General features: G+C 58.9%; 9 protein-coding genes and 1 pseudogene. 1 reads left to right on the top strand and 9 read right to left on the bottom strand.

The genetic code is table 11. The features are described from left to right. A partial coding sequence (locus AC1DVM_RS20655; RefSeq protein ID WP_477257584.1) for a glycosyltransferase occupies positions 1-1,189 on the top strand: 1,189 nt, incomplete at its 5' end. Between the two features lie 10 nt (positions 1,190-1,199). On the opposite strand, the gene AC1DVM_RS20650 is transcribed toward AC1DVM_RS20655, so the two are convergent. The 9 genes and pseudogenes from AC1DVM_RS20650 to AC1DVM_RS20610 all read right to left on the bottom strand — a co-directional run. Further along, entirely contained in the window at positions 1,200-1,499 is a 300-nt protein-coding gene (locus AC1DVM_RS20650) for a hypothetical protein (protein WP_477257582.1), read from the bottom strand. An 8-nt stretch (positions 1,500-1,507) separates the two neighbouring features. Further along, positions 1,508-2,833 (bottom strand): HlyD family type I secretion periplasmic adaptor subunit, encoded by a 1,326-nt coding sequence (locus tag AC1DVM_RS20645; RefSeq protein ID WP_477257580.1) that lies wholly within the window; start codon positions 2,831-2,833, stop codon positions 1,508-1,510. Then, positions 2,826-4,550 (bottom strand): type I secretion system permease/ATPase, encoded by a 1,725-nt coding sequence (locus AC1DVM_RS20640; protein WP_477257578.1) that lies wholly within the window; start codon positions 4,548-4,550, stop codon positions 2,826-2,828. Before AC1DVM_RS20640 ends, AC1DVM_RS20645 begins: the two co-directional genes overlap by 8 nt. Before the next feature lie 47 nt (positions 4,551-4,597). Then, entirely contained in the window at positions 4,598-6,565 is a 1,968-nt protein-coding gene (locus AC1DVM_RS20635) for a hypothetical protein (protein WP_477257576.1), read from the bottom strand. A gap of 27 nt (positions 6,566-6,592) precedes the next feature. Then, the gene (locus AC1DVM_RS20630) at positions 6,593-7,858 is read right to left on the bottom strand and encodes a calcium-binding protein (protein ID WP_477257574.1); all 1,266 of its coding nucleotides are present in this window, start codon (positions 7,856-7,858) and stop codon (positions 6,593-6,595) included. 333 nt (positions 7,859-8,191) lie between these two features. Next, positions 8,192-9,061 carry a glucose-1-phosphate thymidylyltransferase RfbA gene (gene rfbA / locus AC1DVM_RS20625; RefSeq protein ID WP_477257572.1) on the bottom strand — a complete coding sequence of 290 codons (870 nt, stop codon included), beginning with the start codon at positions 9,059-9,061 and terminating at the stop codon, positions 8,192-8,194. A 175-nt stretch (positions 9,062-9,236) separates the two neighbouring features. After that, entirely contained in the window at positions 9,237-9,803 is a 567-nt protein-coding gene (gene rfbC / locus AC1DVM_RS20620; RefSeq protein ID WP_477257586.1) for a dTDP-4-dehydrorhamnose 3,5-epimerase, read from the bottom strand. 444 nt (positions 9,804-10,247) lie between these two features. Continuing rightward, entirely contained in the window at positions 10,248-10,700 is a 453-nt protein-coding gene (locus AC1DVM_RS20615) for a tetratricopeptide repeat protein (protein ID WP_477257570.1), read from the bottom strand. A gap of 256 nt (positions 10,701-10,956) precedes the next feature. Further along, positions 10,957-11,167: pseudogene (locus AC1DVM_RS20610) on the bottom strand (hypothetical protein); the annotation flags it as partial.

Here is an 11,167-nt window from a genome sequence, read left to right as displayed (position 1 = left end):
GTACAAGCTTCTGGCAACGGAGCTCGGCACTCGTGATGATTTTAAGGTCGTCGCGTTCGGTCAGAACAAACGGTTGGGGCAAGGCTTCGGCCGAGTGCGTTATGAGAGCTACAATTCAGGACGCGACACGCCGTCAGATCTGTTCCCGCCGCTTACGTTTTTTTCCGAACAGGTTCGACGTGGCGATGTCGTTCGATGGCGCCTGATTGACCTAAAAAAGAAAGGCTTTTCGCCCGATCTCTGTTTTGTCCACCCGGGCTGGGGCGAAGCGCTGTTTGTGCGGGACGTTTTCCCGCACACAAAACTCATATCGCATCTGGAGTATTATTATGGGAGCAAGGCGAGCGATTTGGACTTTGACGCTGAGTTCCAGGTGCCGTCAATGGACATGCATTACGTGTCGCTCCGCAATCTTCCAACGCTGCAGGCGGCGGCACTCTCCGACATGCTGGTTTCATCAACCCGCTGGCAAGCGAAGACTTTTCCGGGCGCTGTTCACAAACGCATCACAGTCGTGCACGAGGGCGTCGACACAGCCGTGGCGAAACCGGGTCCGGCCGAGCCGCTTCTCACGCCATCAGGACGTGCGATCCAACCCGGGCAAATTCTCATCACCTATGTCGCGCGCACGCTGGAGCCCTATCGCGGCTTCCATACCTTCATGCGTTCGCTGCCCCACCTCATGAGATTAATGCCAAGCGCACAGGTCGCGATCGTCGGCAAGGAACAAGGGGGATACGGTCGCGCTCCGAGCAAGGGCGGGACCTGGAAACAGGCCATGCTCGGCGAGGTCGGATCTGTCATCGACCTGGATCGCGTCCACTTCCTGGGAACCCTCCCCTATCGCGAGCTCATCAATCTCTTCCGCCTCTCGACGGTGCATGTCTATCTAACTTACCCTTTCATTCTCTCCTGGTCGCTCCTGGAGGCAATGGCCTGCGGCTGTGCGATCGTTGGCTCTGCGACTGGGCCGGTGTCGGAAGTGGTTCACGACGGCCAGACCGGCGTTCTCACTGACTTTTTCGACACCCGGAAGCTGGCCGAGACGATTGCCGACCTGGCCGAAAGCCAGGATCGGCGCGCCCTGATTTCGGTGAACGCTCGGCGATTGATCGTCGACAATTACGACTTTCGCACCGTCTGTTTGCCGGCATACGAGCGCCTCATAGAACAGGCGCTCGATGCTTAAAGAAGGCTTCTCAGCGTTTCGTGGAGCCGCGAGCCGGCGTGGACGGTGCCTTTGGAGCCGTCGAGGCAATTGAAGCAATAGGGCTCTGGCCCTTCACCGCGTTAAGACAATCCGCATACGCAACAAGCAGCCACTCACGGTCGAACACCACACCTGTCTCCGGAACGCGAGCCTGCTCGAGTTGGGCGAGATAGCGCAGCAGCGCGAACGCCACCAATTCAGGGCTGTCGCCTTGCAAATTCACGGCGCGGCCGCTCGCGGTCTCGCCCCTTGATTGGTCAATTCCCTGTCCTGTACGTCCGGTCGCCATGATGTCTCCTATTGTTCCTTGAGAGCAAAATCGTAAATCTTGAATATGGGATCAAGAAAATACGCAAGGATGGTGCGCTTTCCGGTTTCGATCGTCACCTGCGCGGGCATCCCTGGCGTCATCTCGACCCCCGCAGCGTGGATGTCATCGGGGTTAACTTTGACGACGCCTTTGTAATAGACGCGGTTGGCCGCCTTGTCGTCGAAGCGATCCGCCGACACCTTCTCAAGGGTGCCGCGGATCGGTTTGCTGTAGCGCTGCCGGTAGGGCAGAAAGTGAATCGATGCCGCTTGGCCTGGGCTGACGCGATTGATGTCGGTCGGATCTATCTCCACGGAGACGACCATCAAATCATCCTTTGGCACGATCTCGAGTGCCGTCTGACCGGGCGCCAAAGCGGCCCCGGGCCCGAAGACAGACAGGCCGTAAACATAACCGCTTTCGGGCGCCGCAATCACACCCTGCGTCATGCGCCGCTGCGCCGAAATCAAGCGCGGCTCGACCTCGGCAAGGCGTGCGTCATTCTCGGCGCTGTCGCGTGCAATTGTTTCGAGGCGTTCCTTGGTCAACTGCGCGATCTGGATCTCGGCCGACCGAATGCGATCATTTTCCGCCGTGATCAGGCTCGATATGGTGGCGATGTCTCCCTCAAGGCTCGACGCGGTCCGCTCCAAGGTGAGAACCCGCGGGCGCGCAATCAGGCCCTTGTTGACGAGGGGCTGGAGCGACGTCGACTCGTCCTTAATGCTTCTTAACTGCGCCTGCGCGGCGTCAGCCCGCTCATTCAATCCCACAATCTGGCGGCGACTGCCGTCGACCTGCTGCTTCAGAAGACTTACCTGACCGAGATAAGCAGCACGCCGCGCCGTCAGCAAAGCAAGTTCCTGTTGAAAGAACATTTGCACCTGGGGATTAGCCTTCTGATCCAGCAATTGCTCGGGAAACGCGATCTCAGGGGCATCCGCGCGCTCAGCCTGAAGCCGCGAGGCTCGAAAAATCGCCGCCAAACGACCGCTGTTCAGCACCGCCGCCTCAGCCTTAGCATCCGCCAATTCAAGTTGAATCAGCTTCTGCCCCGCTTCCACCAGCTGTCCCTCGCGTACAAAGACGATGCCAACTTCGCCTCCGGTCGGATGCTGGACCGCCTTGCGGTTGCCCTCCGCCGCGACCTTTCCGGACGAGATGGCGGCGCTAGCGACCGACATGGTCGACGACCATCCGGTCACAGCCGCGACTAGCGTGAGCGCGGCTAGACCGCCGACCAGCACCGGTCCAAAGGCCGAATCCTTGAACGGCTTTGTGGCCACGGCCACGACTGGTTGCTTCTTAGCCATTGGCATTGCCCAATTTCTTGATGACGGTCGGGCGGCCGAGCCGTTTGAAGACATCTTCCGTGGTGCCGAAGCTGACCATCATGCCATCGCGCAGCACCGCCGCATGGTCGAGATGGACCACGAGGTTAGGCCGGTGGGTGATGAGAATGACAGTGGTACCGCGCTCCTTCAGATTTTGGATGCACGCCACAAGCGCCTCCTCCCCGGGGCCATCGAGATTGGAATTGGGCTCGTCCAACACCACGACAGCCGGCTGTCCGATGATGGCCCGCGCCAGGGCAATCAGCTGCCGCTGGCCGCCTGAGAATAACAAATTTTCGTCGAGTGGCGTCTCATAACCCTTGGGTAGGCGCAAGATAAGGTCGTGAACGCGCGCACGTTTGGCCGCGTCAATGATGTCGTCGTCGGAGAAACGACCGAAGCGGCCGATGTTGTCGGCGACGGTCCCAGGCAGAAGGCTGACATTCTGCGGAAGGTAGCCAAAAAAAGAACCGAAATCTTCGTTGCCCCACTGACCGAGCTCTGCGCCGTCGATCCTGACCGTGCCGGCGGTTGGCCGCAGGCTTCCGGTCAGAATGCGTGCCAGGGTGGTCTTTCCGGAGCCGTTCAACCCGACCAGACCGAGACTGCGGCCGGCCTCCAAATAAAAGCTGATGCGTTTGAGGATCGGCTTATCCGAACCCGAGGGCACAAAGCTCACGTCCTTACACGCGACAGACCCATTCGGACGCGGCAGCTGAAGGTTGATTGAACCTTCAGGGCTCCGATCTAGCGCCTTATTCATCCGCTCGGCGGCTTTCCTGACCACATGATAGTCATCCCATGCAGCGATGACCTGGTCGATCGGTTTCATGGCATACTGAAAGATGATGACGCACGCGAACACAATCCCGACCGGCGCGTGACCGTTAATCACTTGCATCACGCCGACCGCCAGCAAAACGCCTTGCATGAGGACGCGGGCCGAGCCGTAGAACGCCGAGAAGGTAACTCCGCGCCCGCTCGCGGTGAACTGCGCAGAGATGGCCTTATCGCGGTCTCGCCGCCAGCGGCGGACGACGGCATTGACCATTCCCAACCCAACAACAACGCCTCCGGCCCGGGCGACCACTTCACTGAAATGTTGCGAGGCGCTGCCAACCACATTTGCCTTGATCAACGTCGGCTTGGTGAGAGCAGTGTTCGCGATGGTGGCGACGGTCAGAATGACAATACAGACGCCGGCTGACCCGCCCATCAGCGGGTCAATTACAAAGATCACGACGAGGAAGAACACGCCCCACGGCAAGTCCATGAGGGCGATAGCGCCTTTGCCTGTCGCAAATTGGCGATAGCTATCGAGATCGCGCACGAGTTGTGCACTCTCCGGGCCGGTGCCGTCGGCGGACTGGCGGACAACCACGCCGAACAGACGGTTGGCGAGACGGTTCTCGATCCGGGCGGAGGCACGCAGCAACAGCATGCCTCGGACCCACATGAAGATCGCGCTAGCGGACATCGCGATCGCGAGGCCGATCAGAAGCGCCACAAGGCTCTCCCAGCTTCGACTGGCGATGACGCGGTCAAAGACCTGCATCATGAAGATCGGATAGGCGAGCAAAAGGATGTTCACTAACCCATTGAAGACGAAGGCAAAGACGAAGTGCGGCGCGCAGGCTCGCAGCGCCGTTCTGACATCGTCATCCCTGTACGCAGTTGAGTTCGGGTTGTGCATCATTCAACTTGGACTCGGGTAACCTGTTTAGCGGCCAGTCGCGATGACGACTAGATTGCGCGATTGCCGGGTCGCGACGTGCGCGTGGCCCGTAGGCTATAATGATCCAATTTGGCTTGCACCAGGTCCGCATTGTCACGCGTTCCCGTTTGGGCAAAAGCTAATTCGGACGCCGCGAAAATATCGCACGACGGAGAAGCCAGGGCCTCGACCGAAAGGTGCAACAGAAAAGCTTCCATCGTGAACAACCGAGGCGTCTGCTCCATCTTGAACACGGAACCGGGAGCTGCCGCGAAAGCCAGAAGCCCTGGCGCGACCTCTCCCTCTCGTCCTTCGGTCAGGATCTCATCAAGCGAACTGATCGGGAGCGACGCGCTTTGTCCAGGCTCGATCGTTCCGCTTTTTCCTATGAGAAAGCTGTTGCGCGTTTTCTGAAGCTTTTCGAGAACCAGAGTCAACCAATCAGACCGCCGAGGCACGGCCCCCGCGCGCACGAAGACGCTGGGGCGATCGCCTTCTATCAAATGCCTCGTGACTTCTGCCTCCGTGGTCCGCGAACCGTAGCAGGAAAGGCGAAGCGGAAGAGCGTAACGATCCGCTCCCTTAGGCGCCCTCTCGATAAGTTTAGCCATAGTGCCGTGATCGAAAACGCAGATGTGGACATTAAAGGGCTGTATGCGCGATGTCAGGGACAACCCGACAATCGTTCGATGAAGCGCCTCGAGATCCGCATCGGCAAACACGATGACATCAGCGCACGCGTCGTCTTCATAGGATCCGAAATCCATCCGACGTGTAAGCCGAGGGGGCGAAACGACCGCGCCCATCGTTGCGACAGGGTGAAGCACGGATGCAAAAACATCCGCATGGACATTCGCGACTGTCATGAAGTCGCGGGCTATCATGTAGGCGCGCGCGTGACCGCCAAGTGTCTCGCGAAGCCACACCGTCGAGCGCCTGCCGTTAAGTGTCCAGCTCAAGCGATGACATGTAAGCGCTGAAGCGGCGCAAGTGGTCGTCAGAATAAACTGGCTCTGCCAGCCATCCTGGGCCGCCGGTTCAGTGTCGCAAGAGAAGACTTCGAGATGAGACTCATTCGGCTCCCCAAACGTTTCCAATTCAAGGCCATCAAGGTCGGCTACGATACCCTTCACGCCGAGAAAGATAGCGAGTTCTTTCGAGGGCAAGCTAATGGCCCCGACGACATCAACCGATATGTCATCCGCAGTAAGCACAGCCTGCGGYTCGCACAGCGTCGCCACCCATTGATGAAGCCTGTCCGAGACACGCTTTACGCCGGCGTGGAGAGCTTCAATCAGGGCCATCCTCTCAGCTGGAGTCCAGGACGCGACGAGGGACGGCGATGAGGTCTTGCCCTCTTGCAGGCTGACGCGAACCAGGTCCCCGCCGAGATCGAAATACAAATTTCCGGGCAGCCCGCCGTCGAGCCAGATCACGCAGCTGCCGCGTCTTGCAAGCAGGACCTTGACCGCGACACTGGCGAGCCCGCGCGTGGTCAGCGCGTAGGCATCAATTTCGGGCTCAGCGCAGTCGAGGTGAATTTGGGCCAATCGGCCTTCCGGAAACGTCTCGATGCACTCGCCGGGTGCCTGCCAAGCGCTCGTGAATGCGAGGTAGCGTTCCAAGGTATGAGGCGGTTCGCCGTCTACACTAAACCGCTTCGCGATCAACTTGAGGACCCGGCTGGTATCAGGATCATCCCAGCGAGCAAGCCGGGCCTGCACGTCAAGTGTTTGGCGCTGACCCGCCTTTAAAATGAGATGCAATTCGCACCCAACGCCGTCGCGCAGATCGGGCGCTTCGATGAGAAGAACCTCAAGGCTCTGACCAGGGCGAAACAGCTTCTTGCGATCAAGCACGGCTACCGCCGTCGCGGCTACGTAGATTTCGTCAAGCACAGCTCCGCCGTGAAGCTGACACCAGACGTAAGCCAGATGCGCAGAATGCGGGATGACGAAAAACGGAGATGCTTCCGTCTCTTGCGAGATCGGAAGCATCGTCCTAACGGTGCTAGCTGTCATGCCTCAAAAGTGGAAGAAGGATGAGTGGATGTCGTCGGGGTCGTAACCAACCAATTTGAACTGGGTGCCGTCAGCCTTCACCGTCACGATGGTGTTTCCATCACCGTCAGCTTGCAGCAGCAGGCCCTTCATTTTGCTTTTGTGAGCAGCCGTCCCGGAAAGGTCGATCACGTCGTCCTTTGCATTGAAGTCGGCGATCGTATCGATGTCGCCGGCGGCGCCCTTCTGCATCTTGAAGGCATCATCACCGGAACCACCGCTCAGGAAATCCGAACCATACTGGCCCAAGAGCGTGTCGTCGCCTGCTCCGCCAAAGAGCCTGTCGTCGCCGGCGCCCCCGAACAGCCTGTCACCACCCGACATGCCGGACAGGATGTCGTCACCGGCATCGCCGTAGAGTGTGTCGTTGCCAGTCCCGCCATTCAGGCGATCGTTGCCAGCCCCGCCTTTCAACAGATCGTTGTCGGCATCGCCAAACAGCGAGTCGTCGCCGTCGTCGCCAAAGAGCGAATCCTTGCCGCTTCCGCCGCGCAACGCATCGTTGCCTTCGCCACCATAGAGCTTGTCGTTGCCAGCATCGCCGCTAACGGAATCATTGCCAGCGCCGCCGTTGGCGACGTCATTCCCACTCCCGCCATAGAGCTTATCATTGCCAGCATCGCCGAAGAGGCTGTCATTGCCCTCGCCACCCGTCAGCGCGTCGTTGCCTTCGCCACCATAGAGCTTGTCTTTGCCAGCGTCACCGCGGAGCGCGTCGTTGCCGTCGCCGCCTTTAATCAGATCATTCCCGTCGCCACCAAAAAGTCTGTCGTGGCCGGCATCACCAAACAGGCTGTCGCTGCCAGCATTGCCGAAAATCGAATCGTTGCCTGCGCCACCGGCAATGACATCCTTGCCGTCGCCGCTCTTGATCAGGTTATTCCCGTCGTTGCCGGCGATGAGATCATTCAACCTGCCGCCGGTGACCGTCGCATTGGACGAACCGGTCAGGACGACACCCTGAAAACTGGTTCCGCTGATGTTGATGCTGCCGCTGGTTTGAACGGTGTCGAAACCCTTCGGAGCCGAGGTCTGCTTGGCGAGCTTATCGCCTTGTCCGAGGATGACGTAGTCAGACGCGCTCGTGGCCTTGATTGTACTCGGTCCAGAACCCGAGAAATCACGCACGTTCAGCGAATCGCCTCGAGCGGAGCGCGGGATATTGCGCAGAAAGTAGCTGTAGGCGTCGCCTGAAACGACGCCATCGAATGCACTGCCAACACTAGCCAACTTGAAACCCCCGAGCGGGCCCGCTCTTTGCGCGAAACCCAAATTCTTCTACTACCGAATGGTGAGTAGCATTTTGCGCGCATGGATCAAGAGAAAAAATGTCTTCCCACGTTTTTATAATTCCTAGGTTATTTTGTTCATATGCCGCGCCCTTGGGAGCGACTGCCGGCGCCCCTCGAACTGCGTCGAAAGGTCCCGCTAAGGTTGCTCCATGCTTAGACAGCTTACATCATGGGGCGCCCCAATCCTTGTGAAATGGGTGGCCGACTCACTTGAGCATCCGCCCTTGCGAGGCCCCATTTGGCTGCGCATCGCTTACCGTCGCCCTTTCATCTACTGCAGTTGCATCTTGAGGGCCGCACCGTACTTGCTCTTCCCGAGCTTCGCCGCGGCCGCTTCGAAGGCGTCCGAAGTGATCCAACCCTGCCGGTATGCGATCTCCTCGGGGGAGGCGATCAACTGGCCCTGGCGATGCTGGAGAATGTGGACGAACTCGGAGGCTTCTAGCAGCGATTCGTGCGTCCCCGCATCGAGCCAAGTATAACCTCGGCCGAGTTTTTCGACATAAAGCTGCTCTTGCGTCAGATAGACATTGTTGAGATCCGTGATTTCGAGCTCACCCCGCGCCGAGGGCTTCAACGCCTTTGCCATCTCGACCACCTGTTCATCATAGAAGTAGAGACCGATCACGGCCCAACGCGATTTCGGCGCCGACGGCTTCTCTTCTAATGAGCTCACCCGACTCCGTTCGTCGAATTCGACGATACCGTAGCGCTCGGGATCCTCCACTTGGTAGCCGAACACTGTTGCGCCGCTCCCCCGGGAGTGTGCAGTCTTCAACGCCTCCGGAAGCCCGTGGCCGTAGATGAGATTGTCACCGAGGACGAGGCACGAGGGATGACCGCGAACAAAGTCTTCCCCGACAATGAACGCCTGCGCGAGACCGTCGGGGCTCGGCTGGATTGCGTACTCGATTTGGACGCCCCATTGCTTTCCGGTCCCCAGCAGCCGCTTGAAGTTGGCTTGGTCATCAGGCGTTGTAATGATCAGGATCTCCCGAATGCCGGCGAGCATCAGTGTGGTGAGCGGATAATAGATCATCGGTTTGTCGTAGATCGGGAGCAACTGCTTCGACGTCACCAGCGTCAAGGGATGCAGCCGCGTGCCGGATCCTCCCGCAAGAATAATGCCCTTCCGATTCATTAGTGTTCTCCTTAAAGCCTGACCCTGTGGGCTCAGGCTTTCTTCGTTGTGCGAAAGACAGTTTTTCGATGAGGTGATTTGAGGGAGCTCTTGTTGCCCAACACCGTCAGAGGTTGACAGGTCGCCGCAACTTCGCCTGTCAATGCATGATGGTGTTTGGCCGGCAGCGCCCTGCTTAGAATAAAAACGGCGAATTGAACGTCCCGAATGAAGGAAGCACCCGGTCCTTGTCCGACAAAACCGCCTCAGTGGGCTCGATCGGCCACTTGATTCCGATGGTGGGATCGTTCCAAGCCAGACCGGCATCGCAGCTCGGCGAGTAAAAGCCGTCCACCTTGTACGCCACCTCGGTCGCGTCTTCGAGGGAGCAATACCCGTGAGCGAAGCCGCGCGGCACATACAATTGCTCTCCGCCTTCGGCAGTCAGGGTTTCCCCGATCCAGCATCCATAAGTCGGCGAACCCACCCGCAGATCGACGGCGACGTCGAAGATTGAGCCGCGCAGCACACGGACTAGCTTTGCTTGTGGCTCGGGCGGAACCTGAAAATGGAGGCCCCGCAGGGTCCCGCGCTGCAGTGAGCAAGCCTGGTTGTCCTGCACGAAGGCAGTGTCTCCTAGAACCTCACTGAACGACCGGGAATTATAGGTTTCGGTGAACCAACCCCGCTCGTCTGAGAAACGACGAGGTCTGATGACGATGACATCGGGTATGTTCGTCCGTCTAACGTTTAGTGATGACATCAAATACTCAACTGGCTTTTCGTCGGTCGCAGCGCCAACGTCCCTGAGAGAGGCCTTAGCCTCCGCAACCGAGCCTGACAATACAAGGGTTCGGATTGATCCGATATATCAGTGGGACTGCTCCGATAACGCGAACCAAATGTCCCACTGGTACATACAGGGCGCGCCGCGCCCCCTGCACAGCGGACGGCCCCACTCCCGCCCAAGTTAGCCGGGACGCTCATGGATCGGAGGAGATGTCATAACCTCGAACGCGCTCTGGACCCTCGAAAATACGCACCTACTGGTCAAGTTGGCGAAGGAGGGGATGCCCGCGCCTGTCATCAGCATGCGCCTCAAGCGGTCGATCATCGACGTTCTGGCAAAGCTGAACGAATTGGGACTGAGCCCTCCCCTCGATGCGTGAAGTGTCTCGCGCGCGACTTACAGCCTGAAAAGTCACAACTAACGCGAGAGCGGCGCGCGCTTGAGAATTGTGATGTTGTTGTTGATGGTCGGATTATCCGGGCTCGTTGAAAGCGCCTGCCGAAAGAGAGCGCTGGCGCGAGCGGCGTCACCTCGCAAGAGATAGGAGTAGCCGCGATTGTTCAGCAATTGCGGTGTATTTCCCTTGATTTCTGTTGCGCGTTGATACGCCCTGTCGGCGAGATCAAACCGACCGAGTTGGTCGTAACTTGCGGCAAGCCCCACCCAAGAGTCGCCATCCTGTGGTGCCCGCTCAACGGCGTCTTGGAAATAGCGTTCAGCCAGCGCGTAGTTTCCGCGGGCAAATTGCTCTCGTCCGACGCGCCGCGGCTCATCGGTGCTGACATATTGTTCCTCGGTCGGGGTGGCGAGGCGAGCTTGGCCTGTCGCGTCGATCGATTGGCAGCCCCCAAGGAGAAGTGTTGCCGCCAAGAGGGCAGGCTTGATAGATCGCTTCATAGTTCCCCCGCCCTTGCAATGCCTTCGCGGCTTTCTGCAAGTCTCGCCACCGTCGCAACAATCAAACGGTATTTAAACATGTCCGGCTCTAACCGCAAAAGCCCTGTCTGTGAACTGGCATTGTCCATTTCGATACCCTAAGTGCCGTGTCGCTGCTGCGAATATCGGACCCGCGAAGCGTGCCTCTTTGCGTGGCGCATTGGGCTAGAACACTCGGATTGCCTTCCGCTCAGCAGGCGCCCTTGCCGCCTGGCGAAGCGCCTTGGCCAGGCGTGCTGCTCTCCCCGCCGCCGCCGCTATCGCCGTCGCCGCTGCTGGTCGCAACTCGCCCGCATCGATAGTTCTCAACCGCACGCTGCATGCGTTGGCCATTGACTGCAAAATACTTGTTGCGAGAGGTTGCGGGCCACGGATCGATCACATGCGTGACAATGTTGGTT

Source organism: Microvirga sp. P4_A5, assembly GCF_056402495.1.
The sequence above is the reverse complement of the archived record's forward strand: the minus strand, read 5'-3'. Positions and strand labels throughout refer to the sequence as shown.

Coding starts and splice junctions, on each gene's coding strand:
- AC1DVM_RS20650 (WP_477257582.1), bottom strand. CDS start 1,499: ATGGCGACCGGACGTACAGGACAGGGAATTGACCAATCAAGGGGCGAG.
- AC1DVM_RS20645 (WP_477257580.1), bottom strand. CDS start 2,833: ATGGCTAAGAAGCAACCAGTCGTGGCCGTGGCCACAAAGCCGTTCAAG.
- AC1DVM_RS20640 (WP_477257578.1), bottom strand. CDS start 4,550: ATGATGCACAACCCGAACTCAACTGCGTACAGGGATGACGATGTCAGA.
- rfbA (WP_477257572.1), bottom strand. CDS start 9,061: ATGAATCGGAAGGGCATTATTCTTGCGGGAGGATCCGGCACGCGGCTG.
- rfbC (WP_477257586.1), bottom strand. CDS start 9,803: ATGTCATCACTAAACGTTAGACGGACGAACATACCCGATGTCATCGTC.